We start from the raw sequence: 18,270 nt of genomic DNA on the forward strand, positions 1-18,270 counted from the left end.
TGTTGTTGACTGACATTTGTTATTGATATTTAGTCAATAAACCGACCGGGTATTGCGATTTTTGCTTTGTAGAAAACTTCAGCAATCGCGGCGTGCGTGCGTCGTGCACGAGTACCTATGCTGAGCGTAGCTGCTAATTCCGGAACGCCAAGTCGGGAGTTCCCCGTAGGCGGGTTTCGGTGTCCGGGGCGGGGGTGGCTGACTGCCGGAAACCACACGGCTGCGGGCTGAACGGGAGGTCAAATGCAGGCACGGATGACGGTTCTGACACTGGGTGTCGAGGATCTCGAACGGTCGGTCCGCTTCTATCGTGATGGCCTGGGTTTCGGCACCGAGGGGATCGTCGGCACGGAGTTCGAGTTTGGCGCCGTGGCGTTTTTCGAACTGCAGTCCGGATTACGGCTGGCGCTCTGGCCACGTCGCAGTCTTGCGCACGATAGCGGCTTGCCGCTGGGGCCGCCGAGTGCCACCGAGCTGTCGCTGGGTCACAACGTCGGATCGCGGCAGGAAGTCGATGCCGTCATGGCGCAGGCCGCCGCGGCCGGTGCGGTGATCGTGAAACCAGCGCAGGAGACGTTCTGGGGTGGCTACGCCGGCTACTTCCAGGACCCCGACCAGCATGTTTGGGAGGTGGTGTGGAATCCGCAGTGGGACCCACAGGCCGCAAGCTGATCGCGCAAAGAGACAAAGAAAAAACCGGACGAACGACGTAACCGACCGGCAATTCCCGAGTCCAACAATGCTGATGGTTGCCCGCATCACGAGCGCCATGGGCGTTGCGACTGCAAGCGGCAAGCGGTCGCCGATCCCCGACACGATCGGGAAAACGTTCACTTGTACCGGAGGACCACCCATGCAAGTTCGATCTGTGTTTGTGTTCAGAGGGAAAAAAGGAGAGGTCTGTTTCGCCATGGCCGACAATCTTGGCGACGAAGAACAACTGGATGTCGTACTGCAAACGCACAAGAAGCTGCAGCCCGACGAGCGCAGCCCCACTTATGGCGAGTATGCCGACGATTTGGCCCACGATCTGGGCTTCGAGCGGCTGGCCTACATTCATCTCGATCCTGACGACAAGGCCGGACCGAGAATCATCCTTAACTGACCGTTTTGCAGAATTCGTTGACCTTGGTGCAGCGGACCGGCCAGCGATTATCGTCTGCTGACCCGTAGCGGGCTCCGGCTGTGCAAACCGCCCGGAGCTTTTGCTTTGTGATGGCCGCTGGATCCGGCGACGGGCGCGAGAAGCATTGCCCTTCCGGGGGCGTTAAACGATATAATGCCTGCCACCGCAACACGCAGCTGACCGCGATTGGGTTGCTGCCCCTGTAGTTAAATGGATATAACGGGCCCCTCCTAAGGGCCAGTTACAGGTTCGATTCCTGTCGGGGGTGCCAGCAGCATTCATCTCGCTCCCCGAAATCCCAGCCTCCCCCGAAACGCGATCGGATGTGAAGCAATCCCGATCGTCGCGTCATCGTATTTACCCTTTACTTGTTTTCCTTTCTCGTTGTCGTTACGCCGGATTTACGCCATTTTCGCGCCCTCATGTTGCGGATGGCTGTTGTCCAGTGCGGGTCCTGGGGGCTTGGACGCGGGCACGGAAACGTCCGTATTCCGTTACTTGGTCCAGTCTCGATTTCGCTTGATGTAGCGCAAGCCCCTGATGGCCGGTACGGGTCGATTCGATCCATAATCGGTCATGGACCTGCAAGCGCATCACGCCGCTCGAGCGGCGAACATTCTGTTGATCGACGACGACGTCGAAATCCGCGAGCTGCTGACCGAATACTTGGGCCGGGCGGGGTTTGGCGTTCGGGCGCTGGCCGACGGCAGCACCTTGCTGAACGTGCTCAAACAGGACGTGATCGATCTGGTGGTGCTCGACATCATGCTGCCGGGGCACGACGGCTTCACGCTGTGCCGGATGATCCGCCAGTTTTCGACCGTGCCGATCATCATGCTGACAGCGGCTTCGGACGAGGCGGACAAGGTGATCGGGCTCGAGTTCGGTGCTGACGATTACATGGCCAAGCCCTTCAGTGCCCGCGAGCTGCTGGCGCGAATCAAGGCACTGTTGCGGCGAAACCAGATGCTGCAGACCCCGGTCAGCGGGGCGGAGCCGCGGTATCTGGTGTTCGGCGACTGGAAACTCGACGTGCTGCGGCGCGAGCTGCTGCATGCCGATGGCAGCGTCGAGCCGATCTCCGGGACCGAGTATGCCCTGCTGTCGCTGTTCCTGCGGCATGCCCACGAAGTGCTGGACCGTGACGCAATTTCCGAAATCACCCGGAATCGCGAGAACAATCCGCTCGACCGCGGCGTCGACGTCCAGGTCAGCCGGCTGCGTCAGCGCCTGCGCGACGGCCAGCGCGAGCTGGTGCGTGCGGTGCGCAATCAGGGCTATATGCTCTGTGCCGATGTCCGGCGCGAATACTGACGTTCCGCCGCTGGCGGACACGCGGGGGCGGGGGTGGCGCCGGCTGTTGCGCTTCTATCCGCGTTCGCTGTCCGGCCGCGTCTGGTGCATGCTGGTGGCTGCACTGCTGCTGGCCGAACTCGTGGCTGGCGCACTCTGGTATTACCAGTACCGTTCGCGCATCGATGCCGGACTGGAAAGCTCGATCCGCGGCATGACCCAGGGCGTGGTCGCCACAGTCAACTTCATGAGCGCCTTGCCGCGCAACTATCGCCAGCTGGTGCTGGCGCAGCAGCGCGAGCTGGGCGGCTCGCAGTTCTTCGTGTCGATCAACAACCGGGAGCTCAAGCAGCCCCCGCTGCCGCCAAGTCGCGCCGGGCAGAAGATCGTCGATATTGCAACGCGTGAGCTGACCCTGCATCTTCGCAGCGATCAGGCGGTGAGTGTGGCGCTGACGAGCGCCAACCAGCTGCGCGTCTTCAATGCCGGCGTGCTCATGGCCGATCTGCCGCCGGGCTGGAGCCGCTTCTCGCTGCCGATTCTGCGGCCGGATGCGCCGATTCTGGTGCTGCAACTGCAGATCAATCCGAAGGAGTGGCTGTTTCTGGCCGCACCGCTGCCGCCGCCGTACGACGCGCTGGATGTCCCGTTTTTCACGCCCCGGCAATTCTGGTTCACCGTTTTCGGCATGTTGCTGGTGCTGCTGTTCACCTGGCCGTTGCTGCGGCGCGAACTCAAGCCGATCGAGGCGCTGGCAGGTGCGGCCGAGGCGCTGGATTCGCGCCTGGAAGTGCCGCCGCTGCGGGAGGTCGGCAGCGCCGAGTTCGTTGCGGCGACGCGCGCTTTCAACCGGATGCAGACCCGGCTGCGGGCCTACCTGCACAATCGCGAGATGCTGTTCACCGCCATCAGCCACGACCTGAAAACGCCGATCACCCGGCTGCGGCTGCGTGCCGAAATGCTCGACGACGAAGTGCAGCAGCGCAAGTTCGAGGCCGACCTCAAGGATCTGGAGCTGATGGTGAAGGGGGCGCTGCAGAGCATGAAGGACACCGATATTCACGAGAACATCGAGAAGATCGACGTGATGCAGCTGCTGGCACAACTGAGCGAGGCTTATGGCGAACGGGTCACTTTGCGGGGGCAGGTGGCGCCGGTTCGGGGCCGACCGCTGGCGATCCGCCGCTGCATCGGCAACCTGATCGACAACGGCCTCAAGTACGGCAACCACGTCACGCTGACGCTCGACGATCAGGCCGACCGGATCACGCTGTTCATCGGCGACGACGGACCGGGTCTGCCGGAACGCTTGCTGGAAAAGGTCTTCGAACCGTATTTTCGCGGCCACACCGACCAGGGTGGGACCGGGCTGGGGCTGGCGATCGCGCGCAGCATCGCCCGCAGTCACGGTGGTGAGCTGGTGTTGCGCAACGATCCGCAAGGCGGCCTGATGGCGACGCTGGTGCTGCTGCGCAATGGCTGAGACGATGAAAAAACTGCTCGCAAGCTGCCTGATCGCGCTGAGCCTGCCGGCACAGGCCGGGCAGATCGAAGTGCTGCATTACTGGACCCTGCCGAGCGAGATCGCCTCGCTGAGTCTGCTCAAGTCCGAGCTGGCCCGGCATGGCCAGCGCTGGAAGGATTTCGTGGTTCCCGGCGGCGGCGGCGAGAGCGCCTACGTCGTGCTGCAGGCCCGGGCCATTGCCGGGGATCCGCCGGTGGCAGCGCTGATGGAAGGGCCGATCATCCAGGAATGGGCGTCGCTGGGCTTTCTGGCCGCGCCGTATCCGCCCGCGCGCGAGAAGCAGTGGGATGCCGTGCTGCCGGCTGCGGTGCGCGACGCGGTCAAGTACAAGGGGCGCTACGTGGCGCTGCCGACCGACATCCACCGGATCAACTGGATGCTGGTCAACCCGGCGCCGTTCGATGCGCTGAAGCTGCCCGTACCTTCGAGCTGGGACGATTTCTTCAAGGTAGCGCCCCGACTCAAGGCTGCCGGCTACATGCCGCTGTCGCTCGGCAAGCTCGACTGGCAGGAAACGACGCTGTTCGAGAACCTGCTGCTGGGCCTGACCGATGGTGCGTTCTACCGCAAGGTCTTCGTCGAACAGAACAGTGCAGCCATCAACAGTGCCCGGATGATCATGGTGCTCGAGCGCTTCCGGCAGCTGCGCGAGTACGTTTCGCCGGATGCCGGCGGTACCGGCAAATCCCCCGAGCTGGCCGCGCTGCGCAACGGCCGCGCGGCAATGTTCATCATGGGTGACTGGGCCAAGGCCGATCTCGTCCTGCAAGGCATGGTGCCGGGCAAATCGCTGCGCTGCCTGCCGGCGCCGGGCACCGACGGCTATTTCATCTACGGTCTGGACAGCTTTGCACTGTTCCGCGCTGCCGAGGGCGAGAGCGCGGCGCAGGCGGCGTTTGCCGATGTGCTGATGGATCCGAAACTGCAGTCGGAACTGGCGCGCCGCAAGGGCGCGATTCCGCCGCGGACCGATGCCAGCCTCGGCGGCTTCGACAGCTGCGGCGTCACGGCGGCGAAGGACTTCCGCGACGCGGAGAAGAAGGACCGGCTACTGCCGAGCATGGCCCATTCGATGGCGACGTCGCAGCAGGCGCGTGAAGTGTTTTTCCGGGTTCTCAGCTACTACTTCAACCATCCCGAGCAGAGCAGCCAGCAGGCGGCGCGGCAGATCGACGCCGCGCTGCAGGCATTGCGCTCCTGAGCTTAAAGCCCGTCGTCCTGCGCGCTGGCACGGGCCTGCTGGCGGGCAAGGCGCTCGCGCAGGCTGGCTACCCCCGCCCGGGCGGCATCCTGTGCGCGCTCGACAAAGTCGCCGACGCTGGCGATTTCGTCACGTTCGAGCGCGACCTCGGCGAACATCGCCATATTGCTGCCGGCAATCACGTCGCAAGGCTGCGACTGCGCCAGCGCGATCTGCGATGCCAGCTTGAATGGCGAGCCGCCGAGCAGGTCGGTCAGGAAGACCACGCCGGACCCGGCCGGCAGGCTGGTGACCGCGGCATTCAGCGCGGCATCGAGTTCGGCGGTGCCCAGCTCGGGCGGAAAGTCGACGGCGATGGCCTGTGCCTGCGGGCCGAACACCTGCTCGACCGCGCCCAGCAGACCCGAGGCGAACCGGCCGTGGCCGGTGACGATGATGCTGATCATGGATAGTCCTTTGGCGTTGCCGGAAAAAGGCGCGGCGGTTCGGAGAACCGCCGCATCCGGCCAGCGGGAGGGGGACTGGCCGGAATGGAGGAGATCAGAGGATGCCGAGCCAGGAGAGCACGATCGACAGCACGAAAGTGGTGGCGATCAGCGCGACCGGATGAACCTGCTTTTTCTTCAGCAGGTAGTACATCAGCATCACGTAGCCCATCGGCAGCAGGTTGGGAAAGATCTTGTCGAAGAAGTCCTTCTGCAGCCCGACCTTGTGAGTGGCATCGATGGCAAAGCTGGCCACGACGTCGATGTGCACGTAGGACGCGATCAGTCCGCCGATCACGGTCACCCCGAGGATGGTCGCCGCCTTGGAGATCATCGCCGAGCCGTCCTTGATCTTGTCGATCGCCTTGACCCCGAGCGAGTAGCCCATGTGGGTCCAGCCGATGCGCATGAAGAACACCGCAAGGTAGACGCCGAAGAAAATCAGCGGGCCGAGCAGGTTGCCCTGGATGGCGAACGACGCGCAGACGCCGGCGACGATGGGCAGCAGGGTGAACCAGAAGATCGCGTCACCGATGCCGGCAATCGGCCCGAACAGCGCCACCTTCAGGCCCTTGATCAGCGCGCGGTCTTCCTTTTTCTCCTCGAGCGAGATCAGCAGGCCCATCAGGAAACCGACCAGGTTCGGGTGGGTATTGATGAACTCCAGACTGTCCTTGTTGGCCGCTTTCAGGCCTTCCGGATCATCGTGGTAGATCTTCTTCAGCAGTGGCTGCATCGCCGTGGTGAAGCCGACCGACTGCATCCGTTCGTAGTTGAAACCGGCCTGCAGCATCGACGAGCGGAACGCGAGCCTGGTGATGTCGCCCTTGGTGATGGCGGTTTCGGCGGTGGTGGTGTGGTCAGATGCCATTGCTGAAATCCTCCTCGGTCTTGGCGACAGGCGCGGCCGGGGCCGCTTCGGGCTTGCTGTTGAAGTAGACGAACAGGGCAAATGCGGCACCCATGACGGCGACCGGCAGCAGGTTCTGGATCTGCACGTAGCAGACGAACAGGAAGCCGGCGAGCAGGTAAGGCACGTACTGCGCTTTCAGCATCACGCGCAGCAGCAGCCCGAAACCGACAGCGGGCAGGATGCCGCCGGCGACCTGGAAGCCGTGGGTGAGCCATTCCGGCATCGCCTTGACCAGTGCCTGCATTGCGCCCTGGGCCGAGTAGGCGCACAGGAACACCACGAGGGCATAGGTGCAGGCGACGATCAGCGTCATCAGCAGGCTCATTCGGCCCAGCCCGGCGCTGTTGTTCTCGCTGACATAGCGCTCGACCTTGGGCATGAACATCGAGAACGCCGAGTAGAAGAACAGGATGATGTACTGCATCAGCAGGCTGAACGGCAGGCCCAGGCCGATCGCGGTCTTGGCGTCGACACCGGCGCTGTGCGCGATCACCGTGGTCATGATCCCGGCAAGAATCGGGTTGGGGGGTTGCACCCCGCCCGCCGGCGTCAGGCCGGCGAAGGCCAGTTCAGTCAGGCCGCCGGTGATCAGGCCGATCTGGACATCGCCGAGAATGAAGCCGGTCACGGTACACACGATGATCGGCCGGAACAGGAACAGCGCTTCCAGCCAGAAATCGATGCCGAAAATGAACGCGACGGCGGCAAGCAGCAGCCCCTGCGTCAGGGTGATTTCAATCATGACGTGCTCCTCACTGGATGGTGTCCTTGGTGTCGCCCGGGGTGTCCTGGATGAACACGCTGATCCCGCCGGCCTTGAGTGCGCGCAGGTCGGCCAGGTCGGCATCGTCGACGTAGACCTTCTTCGAGAGCGGACGCTTGCCTTCGGAGAAGTGCATGTTGCCGACATTGACGTCGCGGATCGGCACGCCGCCTTCGACCAGCTGGCGGACCGTGGCCGGCGTGCGGCAGATCAGGAAGATTTTTTGAGCCGGTGATGCCTTGTGGATGACGGCAATGGTTTTCTCGATCGAAAAGAACCGGATGCCGACGCCGACCTGGTCGGCGGTCATGGTCATCAGCTTCTGCTGCATTTCGTCGGCAGCGGTGCCGTCGTCGACGACCACCAGCAGATTGGCGCCGAGTGCCGTGGTCCACGTCACGCCGACCTGGCCGTGGACCAGCCGGTTGTCGATGCGGGTGAGCAAAATATTGGGTGCGGTCATCCTGATCTCCTTTGTTCGCCGTCCCGTTCCGGGGCGTTGAAAGCGAGTCTAGGAAGATTGCCGCAGCCAAAGGCTACAACTCATTGAGCAAATGTCGCCGTGCCGCAATCCGGGCCGTCATTTGTTTCAGGGCTGAAACAAATGACGGCAAAGGTTGCAGCGCTGGCGGGATTTGATACCGAGCGCACCCCGGGGGCGCGTTAGCCTGACGGGCATCGATCACGTACCGGAGCCCTTCCATGCAGACCCGCATCCTTGCCACCCCGACCGAACTGGCCGACGCCGTTGCCGTGCTGATTGCCGATTGCGTGCGTGCCAAACCGGCGGCCGTGCTCTGCCTGGCCGGTGGCGATACGCCGCGTGCCGCCTATGCGCGGCTGGTCGAGATGCATCGGGCGGGCGAAGTCGACCTGTCGCAAGTCACTTATGTCGGCCTCGACGAATGGGTCGGCCTGCCGGCCGACTATCCGGGCAGTTGCCGGGCCTTCATGCAGGAAACCGTTTTCGGCCCGCTGGCGGTGCCGCCCGAGCGCATCGTGTTCTACGATGCCATGGCCGACGACCTGCAGGCCGAGTGCCGCCAGATCGACGATTTTCTCGCCGCGCACGGACCGCTGGACCTTGTGCTGCTCGGCATGGGCATGAACGGTCATCTGGGCATGAACGAACCGGGCTGCATCGTCGACAGCGGCAGCATCGTCACCGAACTCGATGCGGTCACCGTCAGCGTCGGGCAGAAGTATTTCGGCGCGCAGCAACCGGTGCTGAAGCAGGGAATCACGCTGGGCATCGGCAGCATCATGCAGGCGCACTGCGCGGTGCTGATGGTCAGCGGCGAGAAAAAGGCCGAAACCGTGTGCAAGGCGCTGCAGCTGGAGGTCGGCAACGCCGTGCCGGCCAGCCTGCTGCGCCAGCACCGGCACGCGATCGCCATGCTTGATGCCGCAGCGGCCAGCCGGCTGATCTAGGCCGGGATGAGGGCGCCGTCATCGTGCGGACGGTGACGGCATCCGGGTTTTTCCTGCTTGTTGTGCTGCGGCATGCCATATAGCGCGAATCAGCCATGACATCAGCAGTGGCTTATAATCTGCGCCGAGATGACGCCGAGATAAACAGGTGTCAGCGATAACAATCCAAACAGCAGACTCAGGCAAAGGAAGACTTATGCTTCGCAGCACCAAGATTGTCGCCACGCTCGGCCCGGCTTCAAGTGATCAGGACACGCTGGACCGGCTGCTCGCCGCCGGCGTCAACATGGTCCGGCTGAACTTCTCGCACGGCAGCGCGCAGGACCACATCGACCGGGCCACCCTGGTGCGCGACTGTGCGGCACGCGCCAACCGCTCGCTGGCGATCATGGCCGACCTGCAGGGGCCGAAGATCCGGGTCGGCAAGTTCGAGAAGAACAAGATCACGCTGAAGAAGGGTGACGGCTTCATCCTCGACGCCGCCTGCGAGCTCGGTAACCAGGCGCGTGTCGGCCTCGACTACAAGGAATTGCCGAACGACGTCGAGCCGGGCGCGATTCTGCTGCTCGACGACGGCAAGGTCCAGCTCGAAGTGCTCGAAGTGCGCGGCCCGGAGGTGTATACGACGGTGCTGGTCGGCGGTCCGCTGTCGAACAACAAGGGCATCAACCGCAAGGGCGGCGGGCTGACCGCGCCGGCACTGACCGCGAAGGACATGGAAGACATCAAGACCGCGGCCAGACTGGGGGCCGATTTCGTCGCCGTGTCGTTCCCGAAATCGGGCGCCGACATGTACATGGCCCGCACGCTGCTGCGCGCTGCAGGCAGCAAGGCGCAACTGATCGCCAAGATCGAGCGGACCGAGGCGGTGGCCAATCTCGAGGAAATCCTCGAGGCGTCCGACGGCATCATGGTGGCGCGCGGCGATCTGGCGGTTGAGGTGGGTGACGCGGCGGTGCCGGCGCTGCAGAAGCGCATGATCAAGCTGGCCCGCCAGAAGAACAAACTGTCGATCACTGCGACGCAGATGATGGAGTCGATGATCAGCAGCCCGGTGCCGACCCGCGCCGAAGTGTCCGACGTGGCCAACGCGGTACTCGACGGCACCGACGCCGTCATGCTGTCGGCCGAGTCGGCTGCCGGCCAGTTTCCGGTCGAAACGGTCGAATCGATGGCACGCGTCTGCGTCGAGGCCGAAAAGTCGATCGGCCGCAAAATCAGCGACGAGATTCTCGGCCCGGGCGAGTTTACGCGTATCGACCAGAGCATTTCGATGGCGGCGCTGTTCGCGTCGGCCCACCTGCAGGTCAAGGCGATTGCCGCGCTGACGCAGTCGGGTTCATCGGCGCTGTGGCTGTCGCGTTTCGTGTCGGGAATTCCGATCTATGCGCTGACGCCGGAAGTCGAGACCTACCAGCGGCTGGCGCTGTTCCGCGGCGTGCTGCCGATGACGATCTCGCAGGAGAACACCGATCGCGACAGCCTGCTGATCCGGGCCGAAGTCGAGATGCTGCGTCAGGGCGTCGTGCAGCAGGGCGATCTGGTCGTGTTCACCTATGGCGAGGTCGTTGGCCAGGGGGGCGGCACCAACAGCATGAAGATCGTCAAGATCGGCGAGCACCGCGCCGCCTGACCGCTCGAGACCGACGTGACAAGGGCCGCGCCGGAAGGTGCGGCCCTTTTTGCTTGGCGCAGGCAAAAAAAAGCCCGCGTAAGCGCGGGCTGGAATCTCTCGTATCTAGGAACCTGAGTTCCTGAAACCATCATATGCATTGTCAGCGGGCTGCACAGCAGAACGAGTTACGCTCAATGATGCGAAAATTTACATATCAACAGTTCTGCATTGTTGTTATTGCTTTTGGCAACCATTCGTCCGCCTGAGCCAAATCGACCGGTTACAGCCTGAACTTGCCGAACATCTGCCGCAGGAAAGTCGCCATCTCGTTGAGCTGATGCACCGTCGAGGTGGCACGCTGCATCGCCGCGTCGGACTTGTGCATTTGCGTGGTGATGTGTTCGGCACTTTGCGCCATCGCCGTTGTCGCGTTCTGCTGTTCGCTGGTCGACAGCGCGATTTCGCTCATCCGCCGCATGACTTCGTCCATGTTCTCGCGGATGTGGGCGATTTTCTCGGCGGCGGTATTCGACAGCGACACGCCGCTCTGCACCGCCGCGTGGGTGCGCTCCATGTTGTTGACCGCCGCCGCGGTTTCGGCACGGACGCCGTCGATCATGCCGGTGATTTCCAGCGTGGCCTGACCGGTGCGCTCGGCCAGCTTGCGCACCTCGTCGGCGACGACGGCAAAGCCGCGGCCGGTTTCGCCGGCGCGGGCCGCTTCGATGGCGGCATTCAGCGCCAGCAGATTGGTCTGGTCGGCGATGTCGCTGATCACGCGGATGATGCCGCTGATGTCCTGCGCACGCTGGTTCAGGCCGTCCAGCAGACCGGCCAGCTCGCTGACGGCCTCGGCCGACTTGCCGACTTCGTCGGCGACCGCCTTGACGGTCGCGGCCGATTCGCCGGACAGCGCGCCGGTGGCATTGACCAGCTGGTCGGCCTCACGCGCGTTGTCGGCGATATGGCTGATGCTGACGGTGATTTCCTCGATGGTTGCCGCGTTCGATGCCGACAGGTCGGACAGCGCCTGCGAGTCGGTCGACAGCTGCTTCACCAGTTGGTCGATGTCGGCAACGCCACGGGTCAGCTGTTCGTTTTCGCGCTGCAGCTCGCCAAACATGCCGCGGAGCTGGTCGGTAAAACGGTTGAAGGCCTGTGCGGTTTCGGCGATCTCGTCGTTGCCGCTCACGTCGATCTTGCGGGTCAGGTCGCCACCGCCCTGGGCGATTTCGCTCATCGCGTCGCGGACGCGGACCAGACCGGCCAGCATGCGGCGGACCAGCACGCCCGACAGCGGCACGATGACCGCGAGCATGGCGACCAGCGCGCCAACGCTCAGCCAGAGCAGCCGATCCAGTGGCGCCAGCGCGATGCCCTTGTCGACAACGAGCACAAGTTCGAATTCGGTGCCGTCGATGGGCTGGACGTCGACGAACTTGGCCTTGCCGTCGATGACGGCTTCGGTCAGTGCGCTGTCGCCGGCAATGGCCGTCAGCTTGTCGGCGCTCAGCTCGGGTGCGAAATCGCTGATCGGCTTGAGGACCTTGTTGGCGTCGGCATGCGCCAGCACCTTGCCGTCCTTGCCGGCGAGGAAGGCATAGCCGTTGCCTGGCAGCTTGATGTTCAGGACGTCCTTGACCACGCCGTCGAGATAGATGTCGGCGGCAGCCACGCCCTTGAGCGTGCCGGCGGCATCCTTGACCGGTGCGGCAAAGGTCAGCACCAGCTGCCTGGTCGACGCGTCGACATAGGGCGGGGTGACGATGGCCTGGCCGGCGGCGACCGCCTGCTTGTACCAGGGGCGCGAAGTCGGGTCGTAGTCCTTCGGCAGGTTGAGCGGATGATCCTGCACCATCTGTTTGTCGACGGTGCCGATGTAGGTGCTGTCGAACTTGGCGCTCTTGGCGGCCTGAACCAGTGGGCCGTGCAGCTCGGCGGTGGTGCCCAGAGCGTGGGCGGTACCGGCAAGGATGTGCTGTTTGCCTTCGACCCAGTTGGTCAGCGCGACGTTGTAGCCGATGGCAGTGCTGTGGATCTCGTCGGCCAGGGCGCCGAGGATCTGGGTGCGCATGCTGGTGTAAGCCGCGACCGACAGCAGGATGGTGATCAGGGCCGACAGCGCGGCGACGAAGACGACGAGTTTGGTACGTAAGGACTGCATTGCCTCTCCGGATGCAAACGGGGTGTATATCAGGTTTTATTGTTATAGCTTTCAGGCGCGACCATATGACATCCGGGCGAGGCCGCCAATAAGGTGGAACCAGCGCACGGCGCGTAAGCCGACGTGCGGTATGAAAGTGTGGATTTGGTGTCGGCCATGCTTGCTTACAGCCGCGCTTCATGGCACTGCCGGCATGAAAAAACCGGCCGCGAAGGGCCGGTCATGCGTGGAACAGGCCGGTTCGGGGCCGATTCAGAGGCGGATCACGCGCAGAACGCCGGGGACTTCGTTCAGGCGGGTGAAAATGCGCGGCAGATCGTCGACGCGCTGGATTTCGACGGTAAAGCGCATCCGCGCCAGCGTGTCGCGCGACAGCGTGTTGACCGCGGTGACGTTGATCTTCTCGCGCGACATCACGTCGGACAGGTCGCGCAGCAGGCTGGTGCGGTCCTGCGCTTCGACGAGGATGTCGGTCGAAAACACGCCGCCGGCCTGGGTGGTGCCCCAGTCGGCCTTGATCAGCCGTTCCGGTGCTTCGGTGGCGAGGCGCTTGAGGGTCGGGCAGTCGCTGCGGTGGATCGAGATGCCGCGCCCCTTGGTGACGAAGCCGCAGACCGCGTCGGGCGGTACCGGCTTGCAGCACTTGGCGAGCAGCGTCATCAGTTTGTCGACGCCTTCGATCAGGATGCCTTCACCGCGCTGGTCGGCACGGGCACGGCGGATCACGTCGTCGGGATGGACCGATTCTTCCTGCGCCTGCGGCCGTTCTTCGAAGGTCAGCGATTCGGCCAGCGCACGCAGCGTCAGCTCGCCCTGACCGAGCGCGGCGAGCATTTCTTCGACGGTCTTGAAACCGATCCGGTGCGCGACGTCTTCCTGCCGGGCCTGGGTACGGCCAACGCGTGCGGCTTCCTTGTCGTACAGCGTGCGGCCGGCCTCGATCGCGACGTCGAGGTTCTGCTGGCGGATCCAGTAGCGGATCTTCTGCGCCGCGCGGTGGCTTTTCACATAGCCCTGATGCAGCCAGTCCAGACTCGGACCGCCTTCCTTGGCCGAGAGGATCTCGACGCGCTGGCCGTTTTTCAGCGCGGTGGACAGCGGTACGATGGCGCCGTCGACCTTGGCGCCGCGGCAGCGGTGGCCCAGATCGGTGTGCAGGTGATAGGCGAAATCGACCGGCGTGCTGTCCTTGGGCAGGGCGATCACGCGGCCGGCCGGGGTCAGTACATAGATGGTGTCGTCGAACAGCTCGGCCTTGAAGGCGTCGGCCAGTTCGCCTTCGCCGACAACATCGCTCTTCCAGTCGAGCAACTGGCGCAGCCAGGCGATCTTTTCTTCGTACTTGCTGTCGCCCTTGCCGCCTTCCTTGTAGCGCCAGTGCGCGGCGACGCCGAACTCGGCGTGCTCGTGCATCTCGAAGGTACGGATCTGCACCTCGAGTGCCTTGTCGTTCGGGCCGATCACCGCCGTATGCAGGCTGCGGTAGAAGTTGCCCTTCGGGTTGGCGATGTAGTCGTCGAACTCGCCCGGAATCGGCTGCCACAGGTTGTGGACGATGCCGAGCACCGTGTAGCAGTCCTTGACGTCGTCGACCAGCACGCGCACCGCGCGGATGTCGTACAGCTCGGAGAAGTCGAGCTTCTTCTTCTGCATCTTCTTGTAGATGCTGTAGATGTGCTTGGGCCGGCCCATCAGACTGGCGTGCTCGACACCGGCGGCGCCCAGTTCGATGCGCAGCTTGCCGATCACGTCGTCGATGAACTGCTGCCGGTCGATGCGGCGCTCGTCCAGCAGCTTGGCGATCTTCTTGTAGATGTCCGGGTGCTGGTAGCGGAAACCGAGGTCTTCGAGCTCCCACTTGATCTGCCAGACGCCGAGCCGGTTGGCGAGTGGTGCGAAGAAATCGAGTGTTTCCTCGGCAATGCGGCGGCGCACCTCGTCGGGCGCTTGGCCGAGCACGTGCATCGTCTGCGTGCGCCAGGCGAGCTTGATCAGCACGACGCGCATGTCCTCGACCATCGCCAGCAGCATCTTGCGGATCGACTCGATCTGCGCGGCCGCTTCCTGCGGCTTGTGCACGGCGGAGACGGTCAGCTGGCGGATCTTGCGCACGCGGTTGACGCCGTCGACCAGCGTGGCGACTTCCTTGCCGAAACGCTTTTCGATCTCGGTGGCGGCGTCTTTCAGGTAGTCCGGAACGGCAAACAGCAGGGCGGCGATGACCGCATCGGCGTCGAGACGCAGGTCGGCGACGATGGCCGCGCTGGCCACCGAGTGCGGGAAAATCAGCTCGCCGACGTCCGGCAGCCGTTCGTCGCCGTAACACTCGGAGGCCCACGCCAGCGCCGCCTTGAGGCGGGTCATCGCCTCGGGCGGGTATCGGTCGGAAAGCTGCGCCAGCCAGCCTTGCGGGTTGGCTGCTTCAGCGATCGACTGGGCAAGCGGGCGGGTAACGGCAACCATGGCATCAGTTGATTATCGATAAGTCAGGAATTTTGCCCCATTCACCGGGTCAGTAGAAGGTCAGATTTTGCTGATTGCAATTTAAGACAAGTCCGGTGTTCCGGCCCAGCGGTGTGCACGCAATGAAAGACGCTGGACGGCCCCGGTCGCGGTATACAGTTGCAGTAACCGTACCATTTCTTTTCCCGTTTCCGACCAAGGTTTTCATGCCCCGACGTTTCCTGCGGCGTTTGCTGCCCGACCATGCCACGCTGACGAAAAATGCGTTTCTGCGCCGGTATGCGCACTGGTTTTCCCATCCCAACCTGTGGCACCTGAACCGGCACTCGGTGGCTGGCGGTGTCGCGGCAGGGATGATCGGCGGGTTGATCCCGGGGCCGTTACAGGTGATCACCGCCAGCCTGCTGGCGCTGGGTTTTCGCGTCAATCTGCCGGTTGCGGTGTTCGCGACCTTTTACACCAATCCGCTGACGATCGGCCCGCTGTACTGGGTGGCAGTACAACTGGGCAGCTTCATCACCGGCCTGGGGGGCGGCGCGCACGTGCCGCCGATGCCGGGCTGGTCCGGATTGACGCTGCTCGAATGGACGCAGGCGATGTGGCACTGGATGCTCTCGCTGGGCATGCCTTTGCTGATCGGCTTGCCGACGCTGGCTGCGTTGCTGGCAGTGACCGGCTTCTTTGCCGTGCACGGCATCTGGCGTGTGTACATCTGGCTGGCGCTGCGCAAGCGGGCGCGGCGCCGACATTCGAGGCCGGCTCAGTAGGTCTGTGCCGCGGCCAGTTCGTCCTGAAGCCGGTGCAGCAGCTGCAATCGGCTTTCGGCAATGGTGCCATCGCTGACCGCGCCAAGAATCGCGCAGCCCGGTTCGTGCCGGTGCCGGCAGTTGTGGAAACGGCACTGGCCGAGCCGTTCGCGGAACTCCGGCATCAGTCTTGGCAGCTCGTCGGCGGTGACGTGGGCGAGCCCGAATGACTGCAGCCCTGGCGAGTCGATCAGGTCGGCGCCCGGGTCAAGGTGGTAGAGCGTGGCATTGGTTGTCGTGTGCTTGCCCGAGTCGAGCGCGACCGAGATGTCGTTGACCCGCGCACGCGCCTCGGGAATCAGTGCATTGGTGATGGTCGATTTGCCCATGCCGGACTGGCCGACCAGCACCGACACGTGCGCGGCCAGCCAAGGCCGCAGTGGCGAGATGTCTTCGGTTGCTGCGAGTTCGATCACGTCGTAACCGAGATCACGGTAGTAGGCGAGGCGGGCACGCGCGGCGTCGGCCTCGGGCAGGTCGCACTTGTTCAGCAGGATCAGCGGGCGGATGCCGGCGTCTTCGGCCGCGATCAGGCAGCGGCCGATCAGTTCGTCGAAAAAGCTCGGCACGGGCGCCACGACGACGATGATCTGCGTGACGTTGGCGGCAATCAGCTTTTCGCGCCAGGCATCCGATCGGTACAGCAAGGTCTCGCGCTTGTGTGCCTTCTCGATGACCGCCTGCTCGTCGCTGGTGACCTTGATGGCGACCCGGTCGCCGCAGGCGTAGTCGGTTTTCTTGCCGCGCGCACTGGCAATGCGGGTGCTGCCGTCGGCGAGTTCGACAATGTAGGACCTGCCATGGCTGGCGATGATCTGGGCGGTATCGGTCATTCAGTCTCTGTATCGGGGAAGAGCGCATCCACGCGCGCGGCGCAGATGAAATCGTTGCGGGTCAGTCCACCGGCCGAATGGGTCGTCCAGACCACCCGGCAGCGGTTGTAGCCGACCTCGAGATCGGGATGGTGATCCTGGCTGTGGGCGATCCATGCGACCGCATTCACCAAGGCCATGGTGTCGTGGAAATCGGCGCAGCGGAAGGTCTTCTCCAGCAGCGGGCCGGCGACCATCCAGTCGTCGAGCTGGGCGGCGGCAAGCCGGACCGTTTCGTCGACGGGCATGGCCGGTGCGTTCGGCGTGCAGCGTTCAGTCGCGAGGCTCATGGCGTGCTCCTGAAATCGGGTGAACCAGCTTCCTTTTTAGCCACTGGGCTCAGCCAAGGCGTTTCAATGCAGCAATCCGCAGGCTGGCCGGCGGGTGGCTGTCATAGAACAGGCTGTGCAGCGGATCGGGCGTCAGCGTGGCGGCATTGTCGCGGTAGAGCTTGACCAGCGCGTGGATCAGGTCGCGGCTCGATGCCTGTTCGGCGGCATAGGCGTCGGCTTCGTACTCGTGCTTGCGCGACAACATCGAGCCGATCGGCCCGAACAGGAAGGTGAATACCGGCAGGACAAGGAAGAACAGCACCAGCGCCGCGGCGGTCGTCGGCGTTTGAACGCCGAGACCTTCGTAGAACCACGGTCGGGTCTTGAGCTGGCCCAGCAGCCAGAGCATGCCCAGCATCAGTAAGAAGGTCCACGCCAGCCGCTTGACGATGTGGCGGCGCTTGAAGTGGCCGAGCTCGTGCGCCAGGACCGCTTCGATTTCGTCACCGTTGAGCTGCTTGAGCAAGGTATCGAAAAACACGATGCGTTTCTTGGCGCCGAGGCCGGTGAAGTAGGCGTTGCCGTGGCTGGAGCGCTTGCTGCCGTCCATCATGAAGATGCCGCCGGCACGGAAGCCGCAACGGGTCAGCAGGGCTTCGATGCGCGTGCGCAGCCCCTCGTCCGGCAGGGGTTCGAACTTGTTGAACAGCGGGGCAATCCAGGTGGGAAACACCCACATCAGCAGCAAGGAGAAGCCGACCCAGGTGGCCCAGACCCACAGCCACCAGACGTCGCCCATGGCATCCATCAGCCACAGTACCACCGCAATCAGCGGCAGACCGATGGCAGCGGCAATCAGCGAGGTCTTGACGAGGTCGGCCATGAAGGTGGCCGGTGTCGTCTGGTTGAAGCCGAACGCGGCTTCGATCCTGAACGTGGAGATCCACGAGAACGGCAGGGTCAGGACGGTGTTGGCCACTGCCAGCAGGGCGATCATCGTCACGCCGGCCAGAATGCCCGGGCCGAACCAGTCACTGGCCAGGTTCGACAGCCAGGCAATGCCGCCGCCGAGCGTGAAGGCTGCGAGCAGCATGGCATCCCAGATGGTGGCGAGCATGCCGAAGCGGGTTTTGGCGACGGTGTAGTCCGCCGCGCGCTGGTGCGAAAGCAGCGTGATCTCGGCGGCAAACTCGTCGGGTACCGCACTGCGATGGCGACGAACATGGTTGATGTGGCGTTGTGCCAGCCACATCTGCAACAGCACGCTGGCGGTCAGCGCGAAAACGAACAAGGTAGTGAACGCGTGCGCGGTCATCGGCAACTCCGTCAGGGATGAACGAT

17 protein-coding genes and 1 tRNA gene are annotated in these 18,270 nt (G+C 63.7%); 9 read left to right on the plus strand and 9 right to left on the minus strand.

What is annotated here, in order from left to right:
• Nucleotides 1-255 precede the first annotated feature (255 nt).
• The 6 genes from IE097_RS09985 to IE097_RS10010 all read left to right on the plus strand — a co-directional run bounded on the left by IE097_RS09985 (nt 256) and on the right by IE097_RS10010 (nt 5,145).
• Complete coding sequence (locus tag IE097_RS09985; protein WP_229797525.1) at nt 256-672, plus strand: VOC family protein; 417 nt, start codon at nt 256-258, stop codon at nt 670-672.
• 67 nt (nt 673-739) lie between these two features.
• The gene (locus IE097_RS09990) at nt 740-1,105 is read left to right on the plus strand and encodes a hypothetical protein (RefSeq protein ID WP_189460325.1); all 366 of its coding nucleotides are present in this window, start codon (nt 740-742) and stop codon (nt 1,103-1,105) included.
• Nucleotides 1,106-1,322: 217 nt separating this feature from the next.
• Nucleotides 1,323-1,397: transfer RNA gene (locus IE097_RS09995), tRNA-Arg, on the plus strand.
• A gap of 305 nt (nt 1,398-1,702) precedes the next feature.
• Nucleotides 1,703-2,440, plus strand: coding sequence for a response regulator (locus tag IE097_RS10000; protein ID WP_189460327.1), 738 nt, complete (start codon nt 1,703-1,705; stop codon nt 2,438-2,440).
• A 46-nt stretch (nt 2,441-2,486) separates the two neighbouring features.
• Nucleotides 2,487-3,902, plus strand: coding sequence for an ATP-binding protein (locus IE097_RS10005; RefSeq protein WP_229797526.1), 1,416 nt, complete (start codon nt 2,487-2,489; stop codon nt 3,900-3,902).
• Between the two features lie 4 nt (nt 3,903-3,906).
• On the plus strand, nt 3,907-5,145 hold the full coding sequence (locus tag IE097_RS10010) for an ABC transporter substrate-binding protein (protein ID WP_189460329.1): 1,239 nt from the start codon (nt 3,907-3,909) through the stop codon (nt 5,143-5,145).
• Nucleotides 5,146-5,147: 2 nt separating this feature from the next.
• On the opposite strand, the gene agaF is transcribed toward IE097_RS10010, so the two are convergent.
• The 4 genes from agaF to agaB all read right to left on the minus strand — a co-directional run bounded on the left by agaF (nt 5,148) and on the right by agaB (nt 7,769).
• Nucleotides 5,148-5,591 carry a PTS galactosamine/N-acetylgalactosamine transporter subunit IIA gene (gene agaF / locus IE097_RS10015; RefSeq protein WP_189460331.1) on the minus strand — a complete coding sequence of 148 codons (444 nt, stop codon included), beginning with the start codon at nt 5,589-5,591 and terminating at the stop codon, nt 5,148-5,150.
• A 94-nt stretch (nt 5,592-5,685) separates the two neighbouring features.
• Nucleotides 5,686-6,501 carry a PTS galactosamine transporter subunit IID gene (gene agaD / locus IE097_RS10020; RefSeq protein WP_189460333.1) on the minus strand — a complete coding sequence of 272 codons (816 nt, stop codon included), beginning with the start codon at nt 6,499-6,501 and terminating at the stop codon, nt 5,686-5,688.
• Nucleotides 6,491-7,285, minus strand: a complete 795-nt coding sequence (gene agaC / locus IE097_RS10025) for a PTS galactosamine transporter subunit IIC (RefSeq protein WP_189460335.1) — start codon at nt 7,283-7,285, stop codon at nt 6,491-6,493. Before agaC ends, agaD begins: the two co-directional genes overlap by 11 nt.
• A gap of 10 nt (nt 7,286-7,295) precedes the next feature.
• Entirely contained in the window at nt 7,296-7,769 is a 474-nt protein-coding gene (agaB, locus tag IE097_RS10030; RefSeq protein WP_189460337.1) for a PTS galactosamine transporter subunit IIB, read from the minus strand.
• A 239-nt stretch (nt 7,770-8,008) separates the two neighbouring features.
• On the opposite strand from agaB, the gene IE097_RS10035 reads away from it, so the two are divergent.
• Together IE097_RS10035 and pyk are read left to right on the plus strand one after the other, a co-directional pair.
• A complete protein-coding gene (locus IE097_RS10035) occupies nt 8,009-8,737 on the plus strand; it encodes a 6-phosphogluconolactonase (protein WP_189460339.1) in 729 nt (242 codons plus the stop codon).
• 196 nt (nt 8,738-8,933) lie between these two features.
• Nucleotides 8,934-10,370: a pyruvate kinase gene (gene pyk, locus IE097_RS10040; RefSeq protein WP_189460341.1), complete on the plus strand. Its 1,437-nt coding sequence runs from the start codon at nt 8,934-8,936 to the stop codon at nt 10,368-10,370.
• A 262-nt stretch (nt 10,371-10,632) separates the two neighbouring features.
• Here pyk and IE097_RS10045 read toward each other — a convergent pair whose 3' ends face one another.
• Nucleotides 10,633-12,516: a methyl-accepting chemotaxis protein gene (locus tag IE097_RS10045; RefSeq protein WP_189460343.1), complete on the minus strand. Its 1,884-nt coding sequence runs from the start codon at nt 12,514-12,516 to the stop codon at nt 10,633-10,635.
• Nucleotides 12,517-12,768: 252 nt separating this feature from the next.
• On the minus strand, nt 12,769-14,979 hold the full coding sequence (locus IE097_RS10050; protein ID WP_189460345.1) for a RelA/SpoT family protein: 2,211 nt from the start codon (nt 14,977-14,979) through the stop codon (nt 12,769-12,771).
• A gap of 206 nt (nt 14,980-15,185) precedes the next feature.
• Here IE097_RS10050 and IE097_RS10055 point away from each other — a divergent pair, with 206 nt between their 5' ends.
• Nucleotides 15,186-15,746: a DUF2062 domain-containing protein gene (locus IE097_RS10055; protein WP_189460347.1), complete on the plus strand. Its 561-nt coding sequence runs from the start codon at nt 15,186-15,188 to the stop codon at nt 15,744-15,746.
• Here IE097_RS10055 and rsgA read toward each other — a convergent pair.
• The 3 genes from rsgA to IE097_RS10070 are packed head-to-tail and all read right to left on the minus strand — an operon-like array spanning nt 15,740 to nt 18,244.
• Nucleotides 15,740-16,618 carry a ribosome small subunit-dependent GTPase A gene (rsgA, locus tag IE097_RS10060; RefSeq protein WP_189460349.1) on the minus strand — a complete coding sequence of 293 codons (879 nt, stop codon included), beginning with the start codon at nt 16,616-16,618 and terminating at the stop codon, nt 15,740-15,742. The genes IE097_RS10055 and rsgA overlap by 7 nt on opposite strands.
• Nucleotides 16,615-16,947: a 4a-hydroxytetrahydrobiopterin dehydratase gene (locus IE097_RS10065; RefSeq protein WP_189460351.1), complete on the minus strand. Its 333-nt coding sequence runs from the start codon at nt 16,945-16,947 to the stop codon at nt 16,615-16,617. The genes rsgA and IE097_RS10065 overlap by 4 nt, the downstream gene beginning before the upstream one ends.
• A 49-nt stretch (nt 16,948-16,996) precedes the next feature.
• Nucleotides 16,997-18,244, minus strand: coding sequence for a M48 family metallopeptidase (locus tag IE097_RS10070; RefSeq protein WP_189460353.1), 1,248 nt, complete (start codon nt 18,242-18,244; stop codon nt 16,997-16,999).
• Nucleotides 18,245-18,270 lie beyond the last annotated feature (26 nt).

The organism is Jeongeupia chitinilytica, assembly GCF_014652315.1.
In the GTDB taxonomy this organism is placed as follows: Bacteria; Pseudomonadota; Gammaproteobacteria; order Burkholderiales; family Chitinibacteraceae; genus Jeongeupia; species Jeongeupia chitinilytica.

Excerpts from the sequence above, each read along its gene's own strand:
- IE097_RS09985 (WP_229797525.1), top strand. The coding sequence starts at position 256 with ATGACGGTTCTGACACTGGGTGTCGAGGATCTCGAACGGTCGGTCCGC.
- IE097_RS09990 (WP_189460325.1), top strand. The coding sequence starts at position 740 with ATGCTGATGGTTGCCCGCATCACGAGCGCCATGGGCGTTGCGACTGCA.
- IE097_RS10000 (WP_189460327.1), top strand. The coding sequence starts at position 1,703 with ATGGACCTGCAAGCGCATCACGCCGCTCGAGCGGCGAACATTCTGTTG.
- IE097_RS10010 (WP_189460329.1), top strand. The coding sequence starts at position 3,907 with ATGAAAAAACTGCTCGCAAGCTGCCTGATCGCGCTGAGCCTGCCGGCA.
- agaF (WP_189460331.1), bottom strand. The coding sequence starts at position 5,591 with ATGATCAGCATCATCGTCACCGGCCACGGCCGGTTCGCCTCGGGTCTG.
- agaD (WP_189460333.1), bottom strand. The coding sequence starts at position 6,501 with ATGGCATCTGACCACACCACCACCGCCGAAACCGCCATCACCAAGGGC.
- agaC (WP_189460335.1), bottom strand. The coding sequence starts at position 7,285 with ATGATTGAAATCACCCTGACGCAGGGGCTGCTGCTTGCCGCCGTCGCG.
- agaB (WP_189460337.1), bottom strand. The coding sequence starts at position 7,769 with ATGACCGCACCCAATATTTTGCTCACCCGCATCGACAACCGGCTGGTC.
- IE097_RS10035 (WP_189460339.1), top strand. The coding sequence starts at position 8,009 with ATGCAGACCCGCATCCTTGCCACCCCGACCGAACTGGCCGACGCCGTT.
- pyk (WP_189460341.1), top strand. The coding sequence starts at position 8,934 with ATGCTTCGCAGCACCAAGATTGTCGCCACGCTCGGCCCGGCTTCAAGT.
- IE097_RS10045 (WP_189460343.1), bottom strand. The coding sequence starts at position 12,516 with ATGCAGTCCTTACGTACCAAACTCGTCGTCTTCGTCGCCGCGCTGTCG.
- IE097_RS10050 (WP_189460345.1), bottom strand. The coding sequence starts at position 14,979 with ATGGTTGCCGTTACCCGCCCGCTTGCCCAGTCGATCGCTGAAGCAGCC.
- IE097_RS10055 (WP_189460347.1), top strand. The coding sequence starts at position 15,186 with ATGCCCCGACGTTTCCTGCGGCGTTTGCTGCCCGACCATGCCACGCTG.
- rsgA (WP_189460349.1), bottom strand. The coding sequence starts at position 16,618 with ATGACCGATACCGCCCAGATCATCGCCAGCCATGGCAGGTCCTACATT.
- IE097_RS10065 (WP_189460351.1), bottom strand. The coding sequence starts at position 16,947 with ATGAGCCTCGCGACTGAACGCTGCACGCCGAACGCACCGGCCATGCCC.
- IE097_RS10070 (WP_189460353.1), bottom strand. The coding sequence starts at position 18,244 with ATGACCGCGCACGCGTTCACTACCTTGTTCGTTTTCGCGCTGACCGCC.